This window comes from Vibrio astriarenae (assembly GCF_010587385.1).
GTDB classification, from domain to species: domain Bacteria; phylum Pseudomonadota; class Gammaproteobacteria; order Enterobacterales; family Vibrionaceae; genus Vibrio; species Vibrio astriarenae.
The window spans coordinates 2904383-2928827 of the sequence record NZ_CP047475.1 but is presented as its reverse complement, the minus strand read 5'-3'; the positions used below and the strand labels follow the sequence as shown (position 1 = coordinate 2928827).

Sequence of the window (24445 nt, the reverse complement as noted above, 5' to 3'; positions counted from 1 at the left end):
TTAGCAGTATGAGTTTATGGTTGAAAAGTAAGCTTGGGCGAGTGATGAACGCTCATAGAACCGAGCCAGAAAATGATGTTGGCACAGCAGAGGTAGAGACTACCGTTGAGCCACAATCATCCATACTTCAATGTTTGGATCTTTGCGGTGTTTATCAAGACCACCTTGTTGTTCGCGGTTGGTGTGTTGATGGTGACAGCCCAATCAAAGTGTCTGTTTCGAGTGCTGAAGGCTATTCAGCCCCTTTGATTGCGGAAAAAAGTGAAGCACGTACCGATGTGGCTGAACATTTAGGGCTTCAAGAACACAGCTTGGATCTAGGGTTTTCCCATGTTTACGACATAGCAGACTTACCTGATGATCTTGTGATCAACTTAAGCTCTGAGATTTCTTCACTCACTTTGCCTTTGCAGTTGGCCCAAAGCCCAATGATTGAAGTTCGCACCGAGTGGGAGTCCTTTGGACTTGAAGAGGACAACACTCCTGAGCCTGTTGTTGAACTCGTGGCGGTTGAAGAAACTGTTTTGCAAGAGCAAGAGCAAGAGCAAGAGCAAGAGCCACAAGACGAAGTGGCGGAATTGCCTGAGCCAGAGCCTGAAATTGTTGAGCCATATAACCCCATCCGTCACAACATTGAAGTGGCAGGCATTTACAAAAACAAACTGGCGATGATTCGCGGTTGGTGTGCAGATATTGATTCGGGTGACAAAGTTTGGGTATCAGCAAAACAAGATGCTATCCCAGTCCGTGTAGTTAAGTACATCAAGCGAGAGCGCCCAGATGTGGCGGACTGCTTTGGGCTGTCTAGCTCAAGTTCAGACTATGGCTTTCTGATGTTGATTGACCTCACCTACACCTTTAATGGTGAGATCGAGCTTGAACTGGCGTGTGGTGAGCATCAATCTATTGTTTCACTAAACGAACTCACTCCACTGACAAAAGATGACGTTGAGCATAACTTGGCTGATGGTGACGCCATGAGTCTTATTGATACTAAGCGTTTTCTACTTGAGGTGTTAGGTGAAACCTATTTCGCTGACCTGCAAACCGATATGGTAGAAACCAGTGAGGTGACCACGAACATTCACGTTGAGTCTGGCTTTGCGTTGGAGCATGGCTGCTTTATTCGCGGTTGGATTGACGACCACTCTGGTGACTTGCTCTCTTTGCATATTACAGATGGTCGTATCCTCTCTGAAGATATTCTGCCGAGTATGGTGCGTAAGGTACGCCCGGATGTGAACGATGCCTTTCTTCACCTTCCAGTGAACTTTAAGGCTGGTTTCTTCTGCTACACCGAGTTAAAAGGTTACAGCAACCCACTGTTTGCAGTGCTGTTCGACAAATCAGGCAAGGTGGCAAAACTACCTCTATCACTCAACAGTATTGACGAAGACGAAGTCGTTGCCACGCAGCATATGCTGACAGAAGTCGATCCGCATTCTAAAGATTTACCTAAGGTGTATGAAAAGCACATCGGTCCAGCTCTGTTGAGTCTGTGGAAAGAGCGCACACGTCTACCTTCTATCGAAAGCACCACGGTGTATAACTTCGGCAAACAACCTGACTCACCGCTTTGTTCGCTGATTGTGCCTTTGTACGGGCGTTACGACTTTGTCTTGCACCAAATCAGCCAGTTTGATAACGACCCCGATTTCAAAAATGTTGAGCTGATCTACGTGATAGACGACCCACGCATTGAGCAGGCAACGAAAGCACTGTGTGAGGATGTGTCGCAGCTGTATTGCGTGCCGTTCAAGCTGGTGACGTGTGGCCGCAATCTCGGCTTCGCTGGTGCCAATAACCTGGGGGTAAGGTATGCCAACAGTGAGCACTTGTTGTTGCTTAACTCAGATGTACTGCCATCCGAGCAAGGTTGGCTATCAAGAATGGTTGAGCAATACCAACGCACTGAAAACATTGGTGCTCTGGGCGTGAAATTGGTGTTTGAAGATGAGTCAATCCAGCACATCGGCATGAACTTCAATAAGAGCCCTGAATATGGGGATCTATGGCTTAATGAGCACCCTTACAAAGGGATGCCAGAGTATCTCGCACCAAAGTTTGAGTTGAAGAAAGTTCCGACAGTGACGGCGGCGTGTCTATTAGTTGAAACAGCAAAATACCGCGAGATTGGTGGTTTTGAAACCCAATATATTTTGGGTGATTTTGAAGACTCAGATTTGTGTCTCAAGTTACTGGAAAGTGGCTATGACAACTACATCTTAGGTACGGAAAAACTCTACCACCTAGAACGTCTATCTCAGTCTCTGGTTGACCAAGGAGACTGGAAATTCAAGCTAACCCTCTTTAATGGTTGGCAGCATACCCAGCGTTGGAACCCACTCATCACCAGTCTACAGGCGTAACCCAATGAGTAATGAAAAAATCCTAATTGTCTCGCACGGGCACCCAGACATCAGTAAGGGTGGCGCAGAAGTTGCGGCATACAACCTGTATCAAGAATACAAAAATCGAGGCATTGATTGCCTGTTTTTAGCACGCACTGATAGACCTGCTCATGGCGGTTCAACCTTCTCAACCCGTAATGGCGGTGAAGAGGTGCTATTCCACACCCATATGGGTGACTTCTTTTTGTTCCAAAATGGCTACAAAAAGCACGTTTGGCAAGATTTCAAGTCGCTGCTTGAGCAATATCAGCCAACAGTGGTGCACTTCCATCACTACATTCATATGGGGCTTGAGTTAATCAAGCAGGTGAAAAACTCACTGCCAGACACCAAGATTATTCTCACCTTGCATGAATACTTAGCGATCTGTGCCAATAATGGCCAGATGGTGAAGCCAGGTGGTCAGATGAAGCTGTGTTACAAGTCGACCCCGTCAGATTGTGCCAGCTGCTTTCCTGATAAGAGTGCGTCAGACTTCTTCCTACGTGAAAAGTACATCAAATCCGTCTTTGAGCAGGTGGATCACTTTGTCTCACCTAGCCACTTCTTGATTGATCGCTACAAAGCGTGGGGCATTGAAGAGGAGAAGATGACCATGATTGAAAATGGTCAGCCTCAAGTCGAGTTCTTACCGCCACGTCCACTTGCGAAAGATGAGCCAAGGGGCAAATTTGCTTTCTTTGGTCAGGTCAACCCATTCAAAGGCATCGATATTCTGCTAGAAGCCTTCAGAGCTTTGCCAGAAGATGTGCGTGAACAGGTTCACTTGGATATCCACGGTGCAAACTTAGAAAGCCAGACAAGCGAATTTAAAGACAAGGTAGCAGAGCTTCTAGAGGAGTTAGAAGGCACGGTGACGATGCACGGCTCTTATGAGTCCCATGAAATGGGCCAACTGCTTGCGCAAACGGACTGGGTCATCATTCCTTCAAACTGGTGGGAAAACTCACCTATGGTGATTCAAGAAGCCTACAAACACGGTCGCCCACTAATTGGCAGTGACATTGGTGGTATGGCTGAAAAGATCGTTGATGGTGAGACGGGGATATTATTCCGCGCTAGGAACTATGTCGATTTGGCTAAGAAGATTGAAGATATTGTGGAAGACAGTTCTAACTGGGAATTATTTGTAGAGAATATTCAAGTTCCTTTAACCATTGAAGAGTGCGCGGATATTCATCTGGGAGAGGTATACTGATGCCAACGCTGTATATTCATATTGGTCACGAGAAAACAGGCACTACAGCTATACAAAGATTTTGTGCGAATAACAGAGAAAAGCTGGAAGAGTATGGGGTTTTATATCCTTCAATAGGTTACCAAGACTTTGTTCATTCATCTCTGGTAAATTGTATTCATGACTTAGATAATAATACATTTCTAGAGTTTTTCCCTGAGGGAGTTGATACTGAACCAGAAAACGTTTGGGGAGAGTTGGTGAAAAATGCTGCATCTTGGGATAAGGATATACTAATTTCGTCAGAGCATTTTATATCTAGACTTAGAGAGAAAGGGGTAGAATATATCAAAGCCTACCTTAAGGCTAACTTACCGAAGTATCAGGTCAAAATTATAGCATTCTTGAGAAGGCAAGATGAATGTTATGTTTCTAGGTTGAGTACATTATCAAAAGCTGGTGCTGTACAGGGCGTTAATTTTTGGGAGTCGGAAGTTCTAAATAAAAACATCTATTACGATTACTATACTCTGATGAAGTTGTGGGCTAATGCTTTTGGTTCTAATTCTATTATTTTAAGAGAGTATGATCGCGAGTCTGATGTAACTAAAGATATACAAAGTATTATATTTAAAAGTGGCTATGATTTAATTGATGTCAAGTCTAATCGAGAAAATACCTCTTGGAGTCCAGTGGCTACTCATATAGGGTTTAAAGTAAATAGCATATGTAAGAGAATGAGTGTTGTTGAAAGAAGAAACAAGATTAATAAAATAAATAACCTTCTTTATGAACATGGCGAATATAAGCATACTTTTAATGGTTATAGTTTGATAGATTTTGTTTTGGCTAAAAGAATCAATGAGATATATCATGACTCTAATCGAATGCTGGAGAGTGAGTTTTATAATGGGAATCGAATTTTCAGAGAGTTAAATGATTCTGAATACACAAAGACGGTTAGTCACCTGTCGGATTCTGATATTATCAGGGCTCTATTTAAAATTGTTTAGTTTGCGATTGGTCTAAATTTACATAGGTTTCTTTGTTAGGTTGATTGTAATAGGTGATATATGACGGATACGTTGTTTTTTATTTTGGAAAACCCTGATTGTCGAAGTTTGGAACTATGCAAATACTCAATTAATTATGAGAGCACTAAGTTTGATAGTAAAGAATATGAAAAGGCAAGGGGTGTGAAATTCAAAAACAGAAAGGAAGCATATAATGACTGGCTGTGTAATGGACGTCCATTAGGCACTGCCTATAATAGGAGTTCCAATAGTTTGCTGAGGATCATACTGAAAGCAAAGGATGAACCTGAATTAATAGAAGCTTGGTTGCAGCATCATGGAAACTTGGTTGGTTATGATAATATTATAATAATGGATACAGGTTCAACTAGCAAAGAGTATCTAGATATTTTGGAGAGGTACAAGAATGATGTTATTATTTTTGATTATAAGAAGCACTATAATGCACTTCATAACCCTAAGGTAAATAGAGAATTATTTGAACTATTGTCTATTAGCAGTAAGTATCTAATGGTGTTAGACGCAGATGAGTTTTTGTTTTGTTTCGATGAAGGTGAGCTGACTTCAGTGCTACCCTCCCAAATGCTAGCTGAAAGTGAAGAGGAAATTTTTTGTGGTACGTGGCTTAATAACCTTTTTCCCGCAGAGTTTGATTTAGATGGTAAGTTGGACTTATCTAAAAGTTACTGTTTTGACATTTCAGGTGATAGAATAAAGTCAGGTACGATAGCGGGTAAGTCTATAGTCAAGTCTAGCACATCGAAAAGCCTTAGTCATATAGGGCACAACTTGCACTCTCAGCAAAATTATAAATTAATAACCAGTAATTCTTTTGGGAAGTTTTTCATTTTACATTTTGATAATCTAGGTAAAGAATTAACACAGAAAAGAATAAAAAAACACCTTGCTACTCAAGGGTTTAATACTGAGTTGTTGAGCCTTTTTGAAAGTGGTAAGGAGCTGTTGGATTATGTAAAGAAAAACAACTTTGAAGTTCCGTCACCGAGAGTTGTGAAGTATATTAATTCTTACTATTACCGGCATGAATTGAAGGGTGAAAGTGACTCAATAAGGATTGACTTATATAATGGTGTGGATGATGAGGATGTTTATAGTCTACAGTCACTCGTATATAACACTAACTGGATGAGTTTTTTAAATGATTAAAGCAAAGATAGACTCTGTTAGCCATAAAGACAGTCATTATAGTGTAAGTGGTTGGGCTTATAAGTTAGATGGCAAAGATAAAATTCCAGTAGATTCAATAGTATGTCAATCCGAGCAGGAATATAGAATTGATAGAATTGAGCGCCAAGATTTTGGGTGTGAGATAGGGTTTATTCTATATACAAACTCACTAAAGCTTGTAATAGACATAGTTTTCAATGCTATTGATGTGACTGCTTTTTCTTCAGGTTTTTGTGAGAAAATAGTAGTAGGCCCAAGGGCAAAAGCTCAATTTTTTTGTGTTCTTTCAAGTGATATTGATGATGTTCACTCTCCTTTATTATTGCAAAGTATCATGCCAAAAGTTGCTAGGTTTATGAAAAATAAACATGCCTCTGAGATTGCAACTACCTCTGGGTTTAATCTTGATGTGGGTTCAAGAACTTACTGCAACAGTGTAGTCGTTGGCTTGAAAGGCTTTTTATTTTTGGTAGGAGGAAGTAATAATCTTGAATATCAATATGAGTGCCCTCCGGATAATGAATTGTTAAATAGTTGGTGCCAACTGATAGAGGAGAGAGCAAAGATATTTGATAGTTTAAATATTAAATATCTAAACTTTATTATTCCAGAAAAGCAAAGTGTGTTAACTGATGAGTATCCAGGCGAGATTAGTTGTTGCACACCTTTATTAAGTGGTATAACTGACAGGCTAGGAGGGAAGGAGTTTTTCTTTGACGCTTATGGTTATATGAGGAGCAAATACATTGAAGGTAGCAAGTTTTATAGAAAGCTAGATTCACATCTCAGCTATATAGGTAATCTAAGTATTCTTGAAGCCGTGCTTTCCAAATTGAACATTAACATTAATAGTGGAGATCTATTTGCTGGAGAGCTGAGCGTGGAAAAGATACCTGGAGATTTATCAAATAGATTCTGTTTTGGTCAGATGAAAGAAGAGCACTTGATTGGAACAGACAAGTTAAATAATCCTGAAGTCGTATACTCTTACTCTCCTGAAGGAGGTCATCAACGATCTCATTATCACTGGAAAAATGATAATCCCCTTGTGAATAAGAAAGTGATTATTTTTGGTAATTCTATGTTTGAGAGGGGAGATAGTGCTACTGGCTTGTCTTACTGGTTCTCTAGAATTTTTTCAGAAACAGTTTTTTATTGGTCTAAATCTGTAGAAATGTCATTGGTGAATGAATTTAAGCCAGATGTTGTAATAACGCAAACAGTAGAGCGATTTTTAATGGGGATCCCAGAAGATAACCTCATATAAGATTATTTTTCTACCTTTCGAGCCTCAAAGGTTAGATATGAAACGATAGAATTGGAAAGTGTAGAGTCACTGCTCTTGATGGAAAGAGCAAATCAAGCGCGATCAGGCAAGTCTTTAATCTGTAACAAGTTAAGTTTTAATGGAGCTGTGCTCGTCTGCAAATTGTGAATGACTCTACAGCATATCACTTTCTTTTAGGTATCACTCCGCCAGTAAGGTACAACCCAATCGCAGCCAAAACAGGATACCCAAACGCCTCATTAATCATTTCACCAATCGGTTTCCAGTCATAACCATGCATGCACCCCAGAACCACTGTGGTGTGCAAAATGACATAGGGAATCGTAAATGACAGCACGATATATCGCTGCACTAATTTGAAGGGCTCATAGGCCTTGAGAAGCGCTATTTTGTGTTTGGCTTTTTCTTCATCAGTGAAAAACATGGCGTCTCCTGATTGGGGTAGGGTGTCGATGAGGTGTTTGGTGCCGAAGATTTTGGAGAATAGGGTCATGACGGTCCTTTGGGGTGAAAGTAGAAAGTTGAAAGAGGGCTGCTTTGCAGCTTGAAAGTTAAAAGTGGGTGTTTAGCCAGGCTTTTACGTTGAAACTGGGGCAGGCGGTGTTGGGGTTGAGGTCTTTGTGGCCGTAGACTTTAGTGGGTGTGATATTGTAGATGGTGCTTAGTAGGGTTATTGAGCTTTGCAGAGTTTGCCATTGTGGGTTGGTGAAGTTGTTTTCTGGTTTGCCGGATGGACTTGTTCCGCCCACCAGACAGATTCCGATGTTGTTGGTGTTGTGACCCTTGACGTGTGCACCTGCTTTGGTCATTGGGCGACCAGCTTCCAGTTTTCCGTCTCGGGTGATGATCCAGTGATAGCCGATATCGCTCCAACCTCGGGCTTTGTGCCATTGGCGGATGTCACGCGCAGTGATGTTCATTGTGGGTGGGGTGGCTGAGGAGTGGATGGTGATTTTGTGCATTTGGGTTTCTCCTTGAGAAGGTAAAAAAGAGGAAAGTGGGAAAGTTAGTTGCTTTGCAACTGAAAGTTAAAAGACGGGGACTTGATTCTGAAGGTGGGTTTCGAAGCTTTCCAACTCTGATTGCAGTTGGTCTTCTATTTCGTTGGGCGGTGTTCCTTGTTTTAGTTGTGAGTGAATGTACTTTGCGAGCAGTTGGTAGCTCGATGGACTAAATCGAAGGTATCGGATTTCAAAAATGGTGTAACCCATAGGGTGTGCTTTTTGTGCTTTTAAACTTTGCCAAAGAAGTTCCTCCTGAAGCTCATGTAACGGTTTTTTTGATGGGGTGCGAGTTGTTTCAATACTGGCCGTACGCGCAGTATGAAGACCAATAAGTAGTTCAAGCTTTGTCAGATGATCTCCTCCATAAAGTGAGTGATAAGATAAATACAAAAGAGTTAATCGTTGTGTAACTCCAGCCACACAGCGACGCTCTTTCAACTTTCAACTTTGGTTCTCATGCGCCAAACCTACACCCGAACTCGAACATTGAAATAATTAATTAACCCCAAAAGTACAACTCCTCACCATCCTTCGACCCACATCACACCCCAGTGATGCAAACAATGTTGAGCATGGTGGAGTGAAGGTCAACTTGGTTAAGATATTGCTCATGTTACCGTTTGGTTAAATTTCAAAGTGGCATTTTGCTGTTTGGATATAGGCTTCATTCACAATGGAGCTAAACCATGACCAAAGAAAATCTGATTTGTGCACTGGCGGTGAAAACGGGTTCACCGATCACCAAATTGCTATTGGTGAAACTGACGGACAGTGCCGATCACCAAGGGTATTGTTTTCCCTCGTATGAGTATCTTGCCAAGAGCTGTGAGATCTCGGTGCGAACGGCGAAGCAGCACGTCAACAAGCTTGTTGAGCTTGGGTATCTGACCAAAACCAGTCGCTTTCGACGTAATGGCATGCAGCGCAGTAATGGCTATCAACTGTGCTTGCCACCAACGGTTGCCAGTCAACAGTACACCGGTGAGTATGGGGGTGTAGATGGTGCACCCATAACTAAGAATAAAAATAATAATATTCTTGAAGGGTGCAGCTCAGGGGAAGAAGTGGTGCGTTTGCTCTCCTCTGAAGGCGAAGTCGTGATTGGCCAAACCTTCTTTGATGTGCTCAGAGATACTTACCCAGGGGTTGATGTTTATAAAGAGCTCACCGAGATGCGCATGTGGTTGTATCTCAATGAAAGCAAACGCCAACCTGCGAACACCATCAAGTATTTTGTAAACACTTGGCTGCGCCGAGTCGTTAAGGTTAAACGAGGGCAGCAAGAGTATTCTCGTGTTGCTCGTCAATCTGAGCCCCAGACAGCGATTAAAGAGTCGTTGCTCGCTTATCAAAGAAAGAAGAATAAGCACCCGATTGAGGCACGCATTCAAACCCTGATTCAACAAAAGAAACTGGGGGCGAAGTAATGGAGTGGCAACTCTCGATTGACGAGCAAAAACAGATTCTTCAACGCTACATCAGTTGTTCTTCGGGGCGAACACGCCAATTATTGGATGTGCTGTATGACGAGTTTCCTGAGCCAATATCAGAGGCGCAACTGATGAAGCGTATCGGAGTGCGCAAGCGTGGTACCTTTTACGCGCAGTTGCGTAACGGCAATTCGGCGGTGGGTATCAAGCTGAAAAAATGCAAACGCCGTGGTCGCAGTTTTGTATTAGACGGCTACTTTTTACGAGACATCGCGATGCACCGTTGGGTGCACAAAACGATGTCTCAATCACTTAAGCATTAACTCAAGTAAGAACTCAAGTGAGGTGCAGTGTTATGTTGTCCTGCATTTCAGTTTATATCGATTCGAATGAAAAGGACTTATGTTGTACTTATTAAGAAGAGCACTCTTTAAAGCTCGCGCTAAGCTGAATCCACAGCTGTTGGTGGATGCCAAGGCTTATCACTTAATTGGAGAGTCAGGGCTGTTTGATCAGGACTACTACGCCAAAGTGGTGGGTTCTATCGCCCCTTATAAGGATCTGCTGTCGCACTTTGTCGCCGTTGGCCATCGTAAGCAGTTCTCGCCAAGTCCGTTTTTTTCTACTGAGTATTACCTGTCACAAAACGAAGATATTCGCCAAGCCGGTGTCAATGCACTGGCTCACTATATTGAATACGGTGAAGCGGAGGGGCGCAGCCCAAATCCATTTTTTAACCCTAAAGAGTATTTAGAGTTAAACCCAGATTTGGCGGCATTTGATAAGAGTTTGCTGTTTCACTATCTGCAACTTGGCAGGGCAGAAGGTCGCAGAGTCAGCGCCAGTGATATTGTCGAGTCCTCGCTTAGCCCGTATCAGGCTTGGATAAGCCAAAATGAGACGGAAACCTACGCTGAGATTCATCAAGGATTGGCAAGTTTCTCTCATAACCCACTGATCTCGATTGTTGTTCCCGTCTACAACCCAGACGAGCAACACCTTATCGATTGTATCGAATCGGTGCGTAACCAGTCTTATCCTCACTGGGAGTTGTGCTTAGCCGACGATAAATCAACACAAGAGCATGTGAAGCCTTTATTGGAACACTACGCGCAGCTAGATTCTCGCATCAAGGTTGTGTTTAGAGAGCAAAATGGCCACATCTCAGCAGCAAGCAACAGCGCATTAGAAGAGGCGACAGGCGAGTGGACGGCACTGTTGGATCATGATGACGAGCTGCACCAACACGCTTTGTATTATGTGGCGAAGGCGTTACATGAACAACCAGATAGCGAGTTTGTCTACAGCGATGAAGATAAGATAGATCAACAGGGCAAACGCAGTGATCCGCACTTCAAATCGAGCTGGAACTTAGATCTGCTCTACAGTCAGAACTATGTGTCGCATTTAGGTGTGTATAAAACACAGATCCTAAAACAGATAGGCGGTTTCCGTATCGGTTTTGAGGGCAGCCAAGATTTCGATTTGCTGCTGCGCTATTCGCGAGAAATTGACCAGAGCAAGGTAGTGCACATTCCACGTGTGCTGTATCACTGGCGCATGGTGGAGGGCTCAACCGCCTTAGGTGCAGGCGAAAAATCTTACACCACAGAAGCGGGCATAAAAGCTTTACAAGACCACTTTCAAGCGCTGGATAAGCCCGTTCATGTCGAGAAGGGCAAGCACGACAATATCTATAAAGTCAGTTGGTTGATGCAAGAACCGCCTTTGGTGTCTTTGATCATGCCAACCTACAACGGCTATGCCATCACCAAGCAGGCGATAGATTCAATCATCGAGAAATCAGACTATCGCAACTTTGAAATCTTGCTGGTCGATAATAACTCGGATGACCCACAAGCCTTGGCTTACTTTGATGAGATAGATAAGCACGAGCAAGTGCGTGTGCTGCGTTATCCGCACCCGTTTAACTTCTCCGCGATTAATAACTTTGCGGCGAAGCACGCCAAGGGCGAAGTGCTTGGTTTTATCAATAATGACATCGAGGTGATTAACCCAGAGTGGTTGACCGAGATGGTGTCGCAAGCGGTGCGTGAAGATGTTGGCTGTGTGGGGGCTATGCTCTATTACCCCAATGACACCATCCAGCATGCGGGTGTCATCACAGGTATTGGTGGTGTCGCGGGACATTCCCACAAGTATTTCAAGCGTGGTGAACATGGCTACTTTAGCCGCCTACACCTAGTGCAGAACCTCTCAGCGGTGACCGCAGCGTGCTTGTTGGTGCGCAAATCAATATTTGAACAAGTTGATGGCCTGAACGAGCAACACTTAGCGATAGCGTTTAACGATGTCGACTTCTGCCTGAAAGTGCAGGCCGCGGGCTATCGTAACTTATGGACGCCCTATGCTGAGCTTTATCACCATGAGTCGATTACTCGTGGTGCAGAGGATAATCCTGAGAAGGTTGAGCGCTTTAATAAAGAAATGAATTACATGAAGAACACGTGGAAAACCCACCTCAATGTGGACCCTTGTTATAGCCGTAATTTAAGTACCACTAGAGAAGATTTTTCACTGGAGATGTAATGAAGATTGGCATCGCAGCAATTTTCAAGAATGAGTTCCCATACATTTTAGAGTGGTTGGCTTACCACCGTCTGTTGGGCGTCGATAAGTTCTATATTGCAGATAATATTAGTAACGATGGCTCCACCGAGCTACTCGAGTCCCTCGATGAGCTTGGCTATATTACACGCATTCCCTTTCATCGAGTGGCTAACCGTTCTCCACAGAAAGATGCCTACAATCATATCTTGCAAGAGTATGGCTCAGAAGTGGATGTGCTTGGTTATATTGATGCGGATGAGTTTATTCACGTCGATGGTGATTTTAGGCAGTTAGTACAGCGCTTTCATGACAGTGAGTTCGGGGCGATGGCCTTGAACTGGAAAATTTATGGCTCAAACCATGCCTTCTTTCCAACGTCAGATTTGGTCATTGAGCGGTTTACCAAACATGCTCCAATGGATGAAGACAACAATCGCCACATCAAGACCCTGGTCAAACCAAACAAAGCGTCAGAGATGAATATCCATGAGTGTACGTTGGCGGATTCAGCTTATTGTCACACGGGTTTGGAACTGTGTGAGTTCGACGACTCAAAAGCTAAGACAGTACAAGTACGCCACGAGGGCGCGTATGTGAAACACTACGTGGTGAAGTCGCGGATTGAGCATTTTATTATGAAGATGAACAAAGGCTCAGCGGCAGGCAGTGAAAAGCGCAAAAAAGGCATCAGCTATTTCGTTGGGCACGACATTAACGTGCTGGATGAGCAAGTGGATTCGGCGTTGGTTGTCGAGCTTAAGGCTCAGATTGAACATATTCAAAATGACTTGATTCACAACTCCTCATTTATGCGTGCGGGTCACGGTGTGGTCAACATTGATAGAGAAGAGCGAGTGATAAGAGGCTGGGTGGTTGGTGAGAACAAAGTGCCTGCCACCATCAAGTTTACCTATGGTGATAATGAGAAAGTTATCCCTGTACGCTTAAACCGACCTGATGTAGTGCGCAAAGGCATTACTAATGAAGTGAAGTGTGGCTTCAACTCAAAGCTTGATATTAACTTTGATGAATATGAGTGTAAGGCGTATATTACCGGCTCAATACAAGAGCTAAAAGTAGAATAAGAATGAAAGTATTTCAGATTGGCTTCAATAAGTGTGGCACCACCAGTATCGGTCACTTTTTTGAACGGAACGGTCTTAAAGCCGTTCATTGGGGGGCTGGGCACTTAGCTCGTGTGATGAAAGCAAACTACTTGTTGGGCAATAAGTTACTTGAAGGGATTGAGGATTACGATTTCTACAGTGACCTAGAATTTGTGAACGATGATCAGTTTATTTATGCCTTCAAGGACTACTTCAAGTTGCTTGATCAGCAGTACCCGGGTTCAAAGTTTATTTTGAATACTCGCTCAGTGACTAAGTGGATTCAAAGCCGAATTAATCATGGCGGCGGCACTTACCTGACACGGTTTAAACGTATTTATAAAGTAGAGACAGAGGAAGAAGTGATTAGCCAGTGGTTAAAATTGTGGTATCAGCATCATGCCGATGTCATCACTTACTTCCAAGATAGAGACAACTTTCTACTGTTTGATATCGAAAATGATGATGCAGACAAACTGGTTCAGTTTATGTCACCGATGAACATGGACAAGAAACACTACATGCATATCCATAAGACGAATTTAGATAGCCCATGTCATTAGAACTACTCAAGAATAAAGGGGTCGTGGTTGCACGGCCAGCGACGAATCAGCAGCAAAAGACCTTCGTAGTGGTCGGTGTTGCTCGTGGTGGCACCTCTATTGTTGCTGGGGCGCTTTATCACCTAGGCATTCCAATGGGTAATGCATCCGCACCTGTGTTCGAAGACTTACGGCTGAGCTTGGCTTTTGAGAAGCAGTCAAAAGAGAAGTTTGAGCAAGTGGTGGCTGAATATAATCAGCGACATGATGTTTGGGGCTGGAAGCGCCCATCGACCCTGCATGCACTTGCGAGGATCGCCAGAAAAGTCAGAAACCCGCATTTTATCTTTGTGTTCCGCGATATGCTCTCGGTGGCGAATCGAAACACAATTTCGATGCACATGGGGGTGGAATCAGGCTTGTTGGGTGCCGTTGAAGATTATCGAAAGATCGTAAAGTTTATTGAGAAATCAAAGCAGCCTGCGTTGCTCGTTTCATCGGAAAAGGTGGTTAAACACAAGACGCCATTTATTGATGCACTGGCCGACTTCTGTGGTGTCGAGGCAACGCAATTGCAAGTTGATGCTGCCATGCAGTTTCTTTCGCCGGACCCTAAAGCGTATCTCAATAAAACCCGAGTGACAGAATCAAAGGGTGCAATTGATGAATCGGCGCTCAAAGCAGGCATCTTGAAAGGTTGGGCTTATTACTCTTTGCATCAGCGTGAAGCGATCGTAGAAGTTCGAGTGAATGGCGACCTAGTGGCCAGCCAGGCTGCAAACCTACAGGTGGATGCCTACAAGCAATCAGCAAAACATCCAACGGGTCAGTGTGGTTTTGAAATTGATCTTAAAGTACTTGGCGCTCATCCAAGTGACAAAATAGAGATTAAAGTGAAAGATGATGTTGTTCCTCTTACTATGGAACCATCAATCTTGAGAGACTTGCTTGATTGGGGAACCGAAGTGGAGCCCATGGATTTAGTGAATCCAATGGGAAAAATAAATTATCCCCTACTGCAAACCGGTTTGCTCAAAGGGTGGGCGAGAACGGAGCTTGCTAGCAAACCCGCATTAATTGGCATTTATATCAATGGCTGCGAGTTTGCCAGGGTGCCAGCCTCCATTTATCGAGAACATCTCAAGCGTGATAAGGCACACCCAACAGGTTGCTGTGGTTATGAGTTTGATTTAAAAGCGCACGGAGTGAGGCCAAGTGATCGTATTGAAGTACGGTTGGAAAATGCCGACTGTGACATTCATTTAGAGCCCATTTGTTTCCCTCATCTAGAAGAGTGGCTCTCTCAAAGCGATCTTAATGCTGTTCAACATAAACAAGTGGCTCAAGGATGAACAAATTAGTACAACGCCTCCCAAGTCACTGGAAGAAAAACCTTAAGAAGAATCGAGTCATTCTTGGGGCATACCAAAGGCTGCTTAATTTCACGAGAAAAGACTATCGCTATTGGATAAAACATGCAGAGCCTCAGTTGTGGAGTGCTCAGTCCGAAAATGAAGATATTCTCTTTTCTATTGTGGTTCCAGTCTACAATCCGCCGCTGAAATTTCTCAAGGCGTGTGTAGAGTCGGTGTTTGCTCAGACCTACTCGAACTGGCAGCTGGTGTTAGTCAATGATGCGTCTACTTGTCCTAAAGTGAATGAGTATTTGGCTCGTTTGAGTGAGGAGCATAGCGATGACAAGCTTCAGGTGATCTTTTGTACTCGGAATCAACACATTAGTGTGGCCTCCAATAAAGGGATTGAGCAGTGCCGTGGTGAGTTCGTGTTGTTTTTGGATCATGATGATCTCTTTGCTCCACAAGCACTGAATGAGTTTGCCACTTCGCTTGCAGATAACCCTCATCAAGAGCTTATCTACAGCGATGAGGACTTGATGACGGAGAAGGGCATTCGTGTCACGCCTCACTACAAGTCACAGTGGAATCCGTATCTATTGCAAGCGCACAACTATGTTACACACCTTTGCGCCTATCGCTATGAAAGGCTGGTGAAGTTGGGTGGATTGCGTGCCGGCTATGAAGGTGCTCAAGACTACGATTTGGCCTTGCGGGCGTCTAGAGAAATATCAGCAGACAAGATTGGTCACATACCGAAAGTCTTGTATCACTGGCGTATGCATAGCGGCTCAACTGCCTCACAAGCCAGCGTAAAACCCTACTCGCACAAAGCGGGTAAGCAAGCACTCACTGAACATATAGAAGCCCTCGGTATCTCTGCAACAGTAGAAGATGGCGACCTCGATAACTTTTATAAAGTCACTTATCAGCGTGATGTTTGGCCTAAAGCAACGATCATCATTCCAACTCGTGACAACAAGGCGCTACTGAAAGCTTGTGTGATGAGTGTCTTGGAGAAAACCGACTATCCAGACTTTGAAATTTTAGTGATGGACAACCAGTCGCAAGAGCCTGATGCGCTTGAATACCTTACTGCACTAAATCATCACGAGAAAGTCCGCGTCATCGAGCATAACAAGCCATTTAACTACTCTGAAATCAATAATGAAGCGGTTGAAATAGCGGATGGTGAAGTGGTTGTACTGCTTAACAATGATACCGAAGTGGTGACCCCTGATTGGTTGACTGAGATGGTTGGCCTCGCGATGCAGCCTGATGTTGGCTGTGTGGGGGCAAAGCTGCTCTATGCCGACAACACGATTCAGCATGCAGGCGTGATTTTAGGCTTGGGTGGCTATGCCGCGCACTCCCATCGCTGCACACCACACAATGCCTCAGGCTATTTCAACCGCACCAATTTGAACCAAGTGCTCTCTGCTGTCACAGGCGCATGCTTGGCGATTCGCAAACAAACCTATTTGAAGGTGAATGGCCTCGATGAAGACTTTCAAGTCGCCTACAACGATGTCGACTTTTGTCTCAAGGTTCAACAGGCGGGCTTTTACAACGTCTATTGCCCCCACGCCGTGCTCTATCACTACGAGTCAAAAACCCGCGGTGATGATCACCTAGACGAAGAAAAAACCGCCCGCTTCGATAAAGAAAAACAACGACTACTGGAAAAGTGGCAACCGCTTATTGAGAACGATCCCTACTACAACCCGAACCTGACGAGGGCTAGGGAGGATTTTTCTATAAACACGGAAAAGGTTTAAGAGCGAGGTGGAAGGTGCAAGGGCATTGCTTTGCAACTGCAAGGTACAAGGTACAAGGTAAAAGATTAAAGAGTAGTATGAGATAAGAGGTAAAAGCAGATTGATATTTAGCTTCAGTCAAACAAGAGTCATGCTCGAACCTCGAACCTCGAACCTCGAACCTCGAACCTCGAACCTCGAACCTCGAACCTCGAACCTCGAACCTCGAACCTCGAACCTCGAACCTCGAACCTCGAACCTGAACTTAACCCCAAACCAACAACTAAAGATTTCAACGTCATGATTAAAAAATGTTTATTCCCTGCCGCTGGCTACGGCACTCGATTCTTACCAGCTACAAAATCCATGCCTAAAGAGATGATGCCGGTGGTGAACAAGCCACTGATTGAATACGGTGTCGAAGAAGCCATCAGCGCGGGTATGGAAGGGATGTGTATTGTCACTGGCCGTGGCAAGCACACCTTGATGGACCACTTTGATAAGAACTATGAGTTGGAGCATCAGATTGAGGGCACCAATAAAGAAGTACTGCTTGATGATATTCGTCGCCTGATTGATTCAGCGCGCTATACCTATATTCGCCAGCGCGAAATGAAGGGGTTAGGGCATGCGATTCTAACCGGTCGAGAGCTTGTCGGCGATGAGCCGTTTGCGGTTGTTCTCGCCGATGACCTGTGTGTGAACCCAGAAGGCGATGGCGTTCTAGAGCAGATGGTGGATCTGTATAAACAGTTCCGCTGCTCAATTGTTGCGGTTCAAGAAGTGCCAAAATCGGAAACCCATAAATACGGCGTGATTGCAGGCGACACGATTCGCGATGATCTCTTCCGCATCACCGATATGGTAGAAAAGCCAGCCCCAGGCACAGAGCCAAGCAACCTCGCCATCATCGGCCGATACATTCTTACGCCAGACATCTTCGAGCTTATCGAACAAACCGAGCCAGGCAAAGGCGGCGAAATCCAAATCACCGACGCGTTAATGAAGCAAGCCGAAAAAGGCTGCGTCATCGCCTACAAATTCAAAGGCAAACGCTTCGACTGCGGCTCAGTAGAAGGCTACATGGAAGCGACGAACTACTGTTTCCAGCACATGTACCTGAAAGATAAAAATGTGGAACTGAAGCAGGAAGTGACGGTGAAGGAAGAAGCGCAAACGGCTTAGAGGTCTAAGGTACAAGGTTCAAGGGCGTTGCTTCGCAACTTCAAGGGAAAAGGCTTGACACAGTACAAGTCCCTAAAAAAATGAATTGCACCTTGCACCTTGCACCTTGCACCTTGCACCTTGCACCTTGCACCTTGCACCTTGCACCTTGCACCTTGCACCTTGCACCTTGCACCTTGCACCTTGCACCTTGCACCTTGCACCTTGCACCTTGCACCTTGCACCTTGCACCTTGCACCTTGCACCTTGCACCTTGCACCTTGCACCTTGCACCTTGCACCTTGCACCTTGCACCTTGCACCTTGCACCTTGCACCTTGCACCTTGCACCTTGCACCTTGCACCTTGCACCTTGCACCTTGCACCTTGCACCTTGCACCTTGCACCTTGCACCTTGAGAAACGCATGATAAAACTAACCAACCTAACCAAATACTACCCGTCTGATCTCGGCGACCAGTACATCTTCAAAAATCTCAACTTCCAGTTCCCGAAAGGGCACAACGTGGCGTTGTTGGGGTCGAATGGTGCGGGTAAATCAACGCTGTTCCGGATCTTGGCAGGCAGTGAATACCCCAACTCAGGAAAGGTGGAGTCTGACAAGGCGATCTCTTGGCCTGTGGCCTTAGCGACAGGGATTCACCCTCAAATGACGGGACGTGAGAACACGCGCTTTATTGGTCGGGTCAACGGTGTGGCGGATCTCAAAGAGTTTGAAGAGAAAGTAAAAGCCTTTGCTGAGCTAGGGATCAAATACGACTTACCCGTCAATACTTACTCAAGCGGTATGCGTGCTCGCTTAGCGTTCGGCTGCTGTATCGCGATTGATTTTGATGTGTACCTGATTGATGAGGCGACATCGGTGGGCGATCAGAGCTTTCGTAAAAAAGCGAAGCAAGCACTACTAGAAAAGGCAGAAACCGCCCAGGTGATCATGGTTAGTCATGAATTGGATGAAATCCGCGAGTTTTGCGACAGCGCCGTGCTACTTCACAAAGGCGAGTTGGAGTTCTTTTCTGATTTAGAACAGGCCATTACAAAATATAAAACTTTGTGATATAAAACACGCTTAATAAAAACAAAGCGCATTTAATTTGCGTGACCTTGGTTCAGGGAATGGACTGAAAACAGAGCGTTAGTAGGAAAGTAGGAAAGTAGGAAAGTAGGAAAGTAGGAAAGTAGGAAAGTAGGAAAGTAGGAAAGTAGGAAAGTAGGAAAGTAGGAAAGTAGGAAAGTAGGAAAGTAGGAAAGTAGGAAAGTTTGACACGCCCTACGGACTGGTCAATATATTTCACCTTTCACCTTTCACCTTTCACCTTTCACCTTTCACCTTTCACCTTTCACCTTTCACCTTTCACCTTTCACCTTTCACCTTTCACCTTTCACCTTTCACCTTTCACCTTTCACCCGCAAAGCGGCACCCTTCCGCCTCTGTTATTACAACGAAACTAAAATGCTAGGTATTCAACCATCTTATGTCGTGATAGCACTGTTTATCGCGACCATTGTTGGGTTGGTAAAAAATCAGAATCGGCCTGAAAGAGTGTTCGGGATGCTCCTTCTTGTGCTCTATGCCGGTAATCTTGTGACCACTCAACAAGTCATCACCAGTTTTGCGAATCAGGGATTATTGACCTTGGTATTGCTGATGGTGTGCTCGCTTGCACTTGAGAAGACCAAACTGCTCAGGCAAATAGCCAGCTTTATCATCAAGCCAAACTATCGCTCAACGTGGCTGCGTCTTTTCTCCATGACGGCACTGTCTTCGGCGATCCTCAATAACACCGCCGTGGTCTCGACCATGCTTGCCCCGATCCGTAATAACCCACACCATCCAGCCAGTCGTCTGTTGTTGCCACTGTCTTATGCAGCAATATTAGGCGGCACACTGACCTTGGTGGGGACATCAACCAACCTGATTGTGAACAGTATGGTGATTGATGCTGACCTTGAGCCGTTGAGCTTCTTCGACTTCACCGCCGTGGGAAGCCTATTGGTCATCGGCTGTGGTGCTCTGCTGTTTGTACTCTCTCGCTATCTGCCACACAAAGAGAAATACTCCGTGGTGGCGGCGGATTACTTTATCGATGCCAAAGTTCAAACCGGTTCAAGCTTGATTGGCAAAACCATCGAGGAAAACGGCTTACGTAATCTTGAGGCGCTGTTTTTAGTCGAAATTCTGCGTGATGGCCGCTTAATCTCGCCCGTTTCACCACAAGAGGTGATAGAAGAGCACGACCGCTTGATGTTCAGTGGTGACATCAAAAAGGTCACCCTGCTCAAGGAGTTTGATGGTTTAAGTCTGTTTGCCCATGAGAATGGCTTGCCACTGAATAACCTAATTGAAGTGGTGATTCGCCCTGAGAGTGTGCTTTGTGGACGCACGCTGAAAAAGGCCGGTTTTCGTGCTCGCTTTGATGCGGCCGTAGTCGCGATGAAGCGTGATGGTGAGGCGGTATCAGGCAAGCTTGGGGAAATGACGTTGATGCCGGGGGATTATCTGGTGTTGGCGGTGGGTGAAGACTTTAGGTCTCGACACAATATCGCCAAGAACTTTTTTATGATCAGTGGCGTTGAGACCGATCACCTTTTAGAGGGGGGCCGTGGTCACCTAGCGACGGTGGGCTTTTTCGGCACCATCTTGCTCGCGGCGGTGGGCCTGGTTCCGCTGTTCCAAGGTATGTTGCTGTTGCTTGGTGTGTTGATCCTGTCCAAGTGTCTAACGGCCAATGAAATTTTGCAGCGGTTACCTAAGCAAATCTGGCTGATCATCTCATCGGCATTACTTCTGTCACAGGCGTTAGAAAACACAGAGGCACTGGGTGTATTAACTTCGTTTATAGAGCATAACCAAAACGTCTTTACCCCCTTCCTTGGCTTGGTGTTAGTTTACGTTATGACCTGGTTATTAACTGAACTGGTGACGAACAATGCCGCTGCAGCACTTCTGTTTCCAATCGCATGTGGTTTGGCGATTGGTTTAGATGCCAATCTGCACAGTTACATTCTGGCCGTGGCTTTTGGTGCGAGTGCCAGTTTTGTCAGCCCTTACGGCTATCAGACCAACTTGATGGTGTATAACGCCGGGCGATATCAGATTAATGATTTTATCAAGGTAGGCTTACCGATAAGCCTGCTGTACGGAACAATCGTAATTACTTCGATTACATGGATCTATGGAGTGTAACAAGCCTGCATTAGGCTGTTACACAAATAACTAGAAAATGGGAAAACAGAGAATGAACATTTCTCCAGAGCGTATGACTCACCTCAAGCAACTTGAGGCAGAGTCTATTCACATCATGCGTGAGGTTGCGGCTGAGTTCGACAATCCGGTGATGCTTTATTCAGTTGGTAAAGACTCTTCAGTTATGCTGCATCTAGCGAAAAAGGCGTTCGCGCCGGGCATCCCGCCATTCCCGCTAATGCATGTAGACACGACTTGGAAATTCAAAGAGATGATCCAGTTCCGTGACTACATGGCAGAAAAGCTAGGTATGAAGCTGATTGTTCACCAAAACCCAGAAGGTTTGGCGATGGACATCAACCCATTTGTACATGGCAGCTCACAGCACACCGATATCATGAAAACCCAAGGCTTGAAGCAGGCGCTTGATAAATATGGTTTTGATGCTGCTTTTGGTGGCGCACGTCGTGACGAAGAGAAGTCTCGCGCGAAAGAGCGTGTGTACTCTTTCCGTGATGAACACCACCGCTGGGATCCAAAAAACCAGCGCCCAGAGCTTTGGAACGTTTACAACGGTAAGGTAAACAAAGGCGAAAGCATTCGTGTATTCCCACTTTCAAACTGGACCGAGCTAGACATCTGGCAATACATCTATCTAGAGAGCATCGAGATCCCAGGCCTATACCTATCGGCGGTTCGCCCAGTCGTTGAGCGTGATGGCATGCTGATCATGGCAGATGACGACCGTATGGAGCTAAAAGACGGCGAAGATATTCAACACAAGATGGTTCGCTTCCGTACCCTCGGCTGTTACCCACTCACCGGCGCGGTTGAATCAGAAGCAACAACGCTTCCAGAAGTTATCCAAGAGATGCTATTGACCACAACATCTGAGCGCCAAGGCCGTGCTATCGACCACGACAGTGCTGGTTCGATGGAGAAGAAAAAGCGTGAGGGGTACTTCTAAGCGGAGCTTAGAAGTACAGGTGTAAGGGACAAGTAACAAGGGGCAAGGAAAAGATAGGGGCAGCACTTGAGATTTGAGGATTTGGATGTTTGGAAGCGTTCTGCGCGTTTGTCTGCTGAGGTTTACAAACATTTTGCCCGAGCTAAGGATTTTGGCTTTAAAGATCAAATTACACGTAGCTCGCTGTCTATTTCTTCGAATATTGCCGAAGGCTTTGAACGAAAGAGTAATAAAGAGTTTATAAACTTTTTATCTTACGCACGGGGTTCCAGTGGTGAGTTAAGGTCTCAAATCTATATAGGAATAGAGATTCAATATATTGATTCTAGATTAGGTAAAAAATGGGTCTCTGAAACAGAGGAAATTTCAAGAATGCTCACAGGCTTAATGAAAGCCAGAGCAGCAAGGCTTGACTGAGAACAACGTTCATAAAAAACATGGTTTTTGAACCTTGAACCTTGAACCTTGAACCTTGAACCTTGAACCTTGAACCTTGAACCTTGAACCTTGAACCTTGAACCTTGAACCTTGAACCTTGAACCTTGAACCTTGAACCTTGAACCTTGAACCTTGAACCTTGAACCTTGAACCTTAAATACATAAGGATAGTTGGATGTCATCTCCATACGAAGTGAAACAAAACGACTCCGTCAGCGATGATGTGGTTTGGCATAACAGCACGGTGAGTCACCAGGACCGCGTGAACCAAAAGCAGCAAAAACCCGTGGTGCTTTGGTTTACCGGCTTAAGTGGTTCGGGTAAGTCGACCGTGGCGAATGCCGTAGAGAGCAAGCTTTTGAGTTTGGGTAAGCACAGCTACCTGCTTGATGGTGACAATGTGCGTCATGGCTTAAACAAAGATCTCGGTTTTAGCGATGCAGACCGCGTGGAAAACATTCGTCGTATTGGCGAAGTCGCAAAGCTGTTTGTTGATTCTGGTTCGATTGTCTTAACGGCCTTTATCTCACCTTTCATTTCAGACCGTGCGCAAGCTCGTGATTTGATGCAAGAGGGTGAGTTTTTGGAAGTGTTTGTTGATACACCGCTTGAGGTGTGTGAGCAACGTGACCCGAAAGGGCTGTACAAAAAAGCACGAGCAGGTGAAATCAAAAACTTCACTGGTATCGATTCAACCTATGAAGCGCCGGTGAACCCTGAGATTCACCTAGAAACGGCAAACAAGTCGATTGAAGCGTGCGCTGAGTATGTGGTTGAGCAGCTGGCGGTGAAAGGCTACCTGACGCTGGAAGGAGCGAAGTAATGCATTACGATCTCTTTAATGGCGATGCCGACGGCATCATTGCTTTGGTGCAAATGCGACTGGCTGAGCCAAAAGATTCGGTATTGGTGACGGGCGTTAAGCGTGACATCAAACTGCTGAGCAAAATTGCAGACAATGATGATGTGACTTCAATAACAGCACTAGATATCTCAATGGAAAAGAACCAAGCGCCGCTGGCAACATTGCTAGCGAAAGGCGTTGAGGTTTTCTATTGCGACCACCACCGTGCGGGCGATATTCCACAATCGGACAAGCTTGAAGCTTTGATCGATTTGGATGCTGAAGTTTGTACTAGCCTACTTATCAACCAAAAGCTTGGTGGTCAGTTTGCCAAGTGGGCAGTGGCTGCGGCATTTGGTGACAACCTGTTTACGAGCGCGGAAAAGCTGGCGAGTGAAATCGGCTTATCTCAAGAAGATACTGAGTTTCTTAAAGAGCTTGGCACGCTGATTAACTACAACGGCTATGGCGCATCACTGGATGACCTGCATATTGAGCCAGCTGAGCTGTACAAAATGCTGGTGGAGTACCCATGCCCATTGGCACTGCGTGATGAGCCAGTCTCACCATACTACACCCTGAAAAAAGGCTACGAGTCTGATTACGCCAATGTAGCAGCACTAGAGCCAATCAGCGCAAATGAGGTTGCTCGCGTTTTTGAGTTGCCATGTGAAGCCTGGGCCCGCCGAATCAGTGGCGTGTTTGGTAATGAGCTTGCCAACCAAGCCCCAGATACTGCGCACGGCGTGCTAACCATGAACGCGAGTGGTGAAGATTACACAGTAAGCGTACGTGCCCCACTAAATAACCGCATTGGTGCCGATGAGATCTGCTCATCCTTCCCAACCGGTGGTGGACGAAAGGCAGCTGCGGGTATCAATCAGTTACCGATTGATTTGAAAGCACAATTTATTGAAAAACTGGAAAGTTTTTACTCATAGAAATTTTAGGCACAAGGTTCAA

The 24445-nt window shown here is 45.1% G+C and carries 22 protein-coding genes; 19 read left to right on the top strand and 3 right to left on the bottom strand.

Annotation, left to right across the window (positions count from 1 at the left end; all coding sequences use genetic code 11):
• Positions 1-8 precede the first annotated feature (8 nt).
• From GT360_RS22005 to GT360_RS13550, 5 genes are read left to right on the top strand one after another with little or no spacing between them, the layout of a single operon-like run.
• Positions 9-2369, top strand: coding sequence for a glycosyltransferase family 2 protein (locus GT360_RS22005; RefSeq protein WP_164649363.1), 2361 nt, complete (start codon positions 9-11; stop codon positions 2367-2369).
• 4 nt (positions 2370-2373) lie between these two features.
• Complete coding sequence (locus GT360_RS13565) at positions 2374-3609, top strand: glycosyltransferase family 4 protein (RefSeq protein WP_164649362.1); 1236 nt, start codon at positions 2374-2376, stop codon at positions 3607-3609.
• The gene (locus tag GT360_RS13560) at positions 3609-4601 is read left to right on the top strand and encodes a hypothetical protein (RefSeq protein WP_164649361.1); all 993 of its coding nucleotides are present in this window, start codon (positions 3609-3611) and stop codon (positions 4599-4601) included. Before GT360_RS13565 ends, GT360_RS13560 begins: the two co-directional genes overlap by 1 nt.
• A gap of 60 nt (positions 4602-4661) precedes the next feature.
• Positions 4662-5789, top strand: a complete 1128-nt coding sequence (locus tag GT360_RS13555) for a glycosyltransferase family 2 protein (protein ID WP_164649360.1) — start codon at positions 4662-4664, stop codon at positions 5787-5789.
• Positions 5782-7077 (top strand): alginate O-acetyltransferase AlgX-related protein, encoded by a 1296-nt coding sequence (locus GT360_RS13550; protein WP_164649359.1) that lies wholly within the window; start codon positions 5782-5784, stop codon positions 7075-7077. The genes GT360_RS13555 and GT360_RS13550 overlap by 8 nt, the downstream gene beginning before the upstream one ends.
• A gap of 184 nt (positions 7078-7261) precedes the next feature.
• Here the strand turns inward: GT360_RS13550 and GT360_RS13545 are convergent, their stop codons facing one another.
• The 3 genes from GT360_RS13545 to GT360_RS13535 all read right to left on the bottom strand — a co-directional run bounded on the left by GT360_RS13545 (position 7262) and on the right by GT360_RS13535 (position 8540).
• A complete protein-coding gene (locus GT360_RS13545; protein ID WP_164649358.1) occupies positions 7262-7591 on the bottom strand; it encodes a hypothetical protein in 330 nt (109 codons plus the stop codon).
• Positions 7592-7649: 58 nt separating this feature from the next.
• On the bottom strand, positions 7650-8060 hold the full coding sequence (locus GT360_RS13540) for an N-acetylmuramoyl-L-alanine amidase (RefSeq protein ID WP_164649357.1): 411 nt from the start codon (positions 8058-8060) through the stop codon (positions 7650-7652).
• Between the two features lie 66 nt (positions 8061-8126).
• Positions 8127-8540: a hypothetical protein gene (locus GT360_RS13535; protein WP_164649356.1), complete on the bottom strand. Its 414-nt coding sequence runs from the start codon at positions 8538-8540 to the stop codon at positions 8127-8129.
• Between the two features lie 248 nt (positions 8541-8788).
• On the opposite strand from GT360_RS13535, the gene GT360_RS13530 reads away from it, so the two are divergent.
• The 14 genes from GT360_RS13530 (at position 8789) to GT360_RS13465 (ending at position 24423) form a co-directional block, all read left to right on the top strand.
• A complete protein-coding gene (locus GT360_RS13530; protein WP_164649355.1) occupies positions 8789-9529 on the top strand; it encodes a helix-turn-helix domain-containing protein in 741 nt (246 codons plus the stop codon).
• Positions 9529-9855: a hypothetical protein gene (locus GT360_RS13525; RefSeq protein WP_164649354.1), complete on the top strand. Its 327-nt coding sequence runs from the start codon at positions 9529-9531 to the stop codon at positions 9853-9855. The genes GT360_RS13530 and GT360_RS13525 overlap by 1 nt, the downstream gene beginning before the upstream one ends.
• 79 nt (positions 9856-9934) lie before the next feature.
• Complete coding sequence (locus GT360_RS13520; protein ID WP_164649353.1) at positions 9935-12082, top strand: glycosyltransferase family 2 protein; 2148 nt, start codon at positions 9935-9937, stop codon at positions 12080-12082.
• Positions 12082-13188 (top strand): glycosyltransferase family 2 protein, encoded by a 1107-nt coding sequence (locus tag GT360_RS13515; protein WP_164649352.1) that lies wholly within the window; start codon positions 12082-12084, stop codon positions 13186-13188. Before GT360_RS13520 ends, GT360_RS13515 begins: the two co-directional genes overlap by 1 nt.
• Positions 13189-13190: 2 nt before the next feature.
• Positions 13191-13772 carry a sulfotransferase gene (locus GT360_RS13510; protein ID WP_164649351.1) on the top strand — a complete coding sequence of 194 codons (582 nt, stop codon included), beginning with the start codon at positions 13191-13193 and terminating at the stop codon, positions 13770-13772.
• Positions 13763-15103, top strand: a complete 1341-nt coding sequence (locus tag GT360_RS13505; RefSeq protein ID WP_164649350.1) for a hypothetical protein — start codon at positions 13763-13765, stop codon at positions 15101-15103. The genes GT360_RS13510 and GT360_RS13505 overlap by 10 nt, the downstream gene beginning before the upstream one ends.
• Positions 15100-16884: a glycosyltransferase family 2 protein gene (locus GT360_RS13500; RefSeq protein WP_164649349.1), complete on the top strand. Its 1785-nt coding sequence runs from the start codon at positions 15100-15102 to the stop codon at positions 16882-16884. Before GT360_RS13505 ends, GT360_RS13500 begins: the two co-directional genes overlap by 4 nt.
• A gap of 279 nt (positions 16885-17163) precedes the next feature.
• A complete protein-coding gene (gene galU, locus GT360_RS13495) occupies positions 17164-18048 on the top strand; it encodes a UTP--glucose-1-phosphate uridylyltransferase GalU (protein ID WP_164649348.1) in 885 nt (294 codons plus the stop codon).
• Between the two features lie 404 nt (positions 18049-18452).
• Positions 18453-19103 carry an ABC transporter ATP-binding protein gene (locus tag GT360_RS13490; RefSeq protein ID WP_164649347.1) on the top strand — a complete coding sequence of 217 codons (651 nt, stop codon included), beginning with the start codon at positions 18453-18455 and terminating at the stop codon, positions 19101-19103.
• 396 nt (positions 19104-19499) lie between these two features.
• Complete coding sequence (locus tag GT360_RS13485; protein ID WP_164649346.1) at positions 19500-21233, top strand: SLC13 family permease; 1734 nt, start codon at positions 19500-19502, stop codon at positions 21231-21233.
• A 52-nt stretch (positions 21234-21285) separates the two neighbouring features.
• Positions 21286-22200: a sulfate adenylyltransferase subunit CysD gene (gene cysD / locus GT360_RS13480; RefSeq protein WP_164649345.1), complete on the top strand. Its 915-nt coding sequence runs from the start codon at positions 21286-21288 to the stop codon at positions 22198-22200.
• Positions 22201-22266: 66 nt separating this feature from the next.
• On the top strand, positions 22267-22617 hold the full coding sequence (locus GT360_RS13475) for a four helix bundle protein (RefSeq protein WP_164649344.1): 351 nt from the start codon (positions 22267-22269) through the stop codon (positions 22615-22617).
• A gap of 196 nt (positions 22618-22813) precedes the next feature.
• A complete protein-coding gene (gene cysC / locus GT360_RS13470) occupies positions 22814-23461 on the top strand; it encodes an adenylyl-sulfate kinase (protein WP_164649343.1) in 648 nt (215 codons plus the stop codon).
• On the top strand, positions 23461-24423 hold the full coding sequence (locus GT360_RS13465) for a DHH family phosphoesterase (protein WP_164649342.1): 963 nt from the start codon (positions 23461-23463) through the stop codon (positions 24421-24423). The genes cysC and GT360_RS13465 overlap by 1 nt, the downstream gene beginning before the upstream one ends.
• Positions 24424-24445 lie beyond the last annotated feature (22 nt).

Excerpts from the sequence above, each read along its gene's own strand:
- GT360_RS13520 (WP_164649353.1), top strand. The coding sequence starts at position 9,935 with ATGTTGTACTTATTAAGAAGAGCACTCTTTAAAGCTCGCGCTAAGCTG.
- galU (WP_164649348.1), top strand. The coding sequence starts at position 17,164 with ATGATTAAAAAATGTTTATTCCCTGCCGCTGGCTACGGCACTCGATTC.
- GT360_RS13490 (WP_164649347.1), top strand. The coding sequence starts at position 18,453 with ATGATAAAACTAACCAACCTAACCAAATACTACCCGTCTGATCTCGGC.
- GT360_RS13515 (WP_164649352.1), top strand. The coding sequence starts at position 12,082 with ATGAAGATTGGCATCGCAGCAATTTTCAAGAATGAGTTCCCATACATT.
- GT360_RS13545 (WP_164649358.1), bottom strand. The coding sequence starts at position 7,591 with ATGACCCTATTCTCCAAAATCTTCGGCACCAAACACCTCATCGACACC.
- GT360_RS13550 (WP_164649359.1), top strand. The coding sequence starts at position 5,782 with ATGATTAAAGCAAAGATAGACTCTGTTAGCCATAAAGACAGTCATTAT.
- GT360_RS13465 (WP_164649342.1), top strand. The coding sequence starts at position 23,461 with ATGCATTACGATCTCTTTAATGGCGATGCCGACGGCATCATTGCTTTG.
- GT360_RS13485 (WP_164649346.1), top strand. The coding sequence starts at position 19,500 with ATGCTAGGTATTCAACCATCTTATGTCGTGATAGCACTGTTTATCGCG.
- GT360_RS13565 (WP_164649362.1), top strand. The coding sequence starts at position 2,374 with ATGAGTAATGAAAAAATCCTAATTGTCTCGCACGGGCACCCAGACATC.
- GT360_RS13505 (WP_164649350.1), top strand. The coding sequence starts at position 13,763 with ATGTCATTAGAACTACTCAAGAATAAAGGGGTCGTGGTTGCACGGCCA.
- GT360_RS13560 (WP_164649361.1), top strand. The coding sequence starts at position 3,609 with ATGCCAACGCTGTATATTCATATTGGTCACGAGAAAACAGGCACTACA.
- GT360_RS13530 (WP_164649355.1), top strand. The coding sequence starts at position 8,789 with ATGACCAAAGAAAATCTGATTTGTGCACTGGCGGTGAAAACGGGTTCA.
- GT360_RS13555 (WP_164649360.1), top strand. The coding sequence starts at position 4,662 with ATGACGGATACGTTGTTTTTTATTTTGGAAAACCCTGATTGTCGAAGT.
- GT360_RS22005 (WP_164649363.1), top strand. The coding sequence starts at position 9 with ATGAGTTTATGGTTGAAAAGTAAGCTTGGGCGAGTGATGAACGCTCAT.
- GT360_RS13510 (WP_164649351.1), top strand. The coding sequence starts at position 13,191 with ATGAAAGTATTTCAGATTGGCTTCAATAAGTGTGGCACCACCAGTATC.
- GT360_RS13525 (WP_164649354.1), top strand. The coding sequence starts at position 9,529 with ATGGAGTGGCAACTCTCGATTGACGAGCAAAAACAGATTCTTCAACGC.
- GT360_RS13500 (WP_164649349.1), top strand. The coding sequence starts at position 15,100 with ATGAACAAATTAGTACAACGCCTCCCAAGTCACTGGAAGAAAAACCTT.
- cysC (WP_164649343.1), top strand. The coding sequence starts at position 22,814 with ATGTCATCTCCATACGAAGTGAAACAAAACGACTCCGTCAGCGATGAT.
- cysD (WP_164649345.1), top strand. The coding sequence starts at position 21,286 with ATGAACATTTCTCCAGAGCGTATGACTCACCTCAAGCAACTTGAGGCA.
- GT360_RS13540 (WP_164649357.1), bottom strand. The coding sequence starts at position 8,060 with ATGCACAAAATCACCATCCACTCCTCAGCCACCCCACCCACAATGAAC.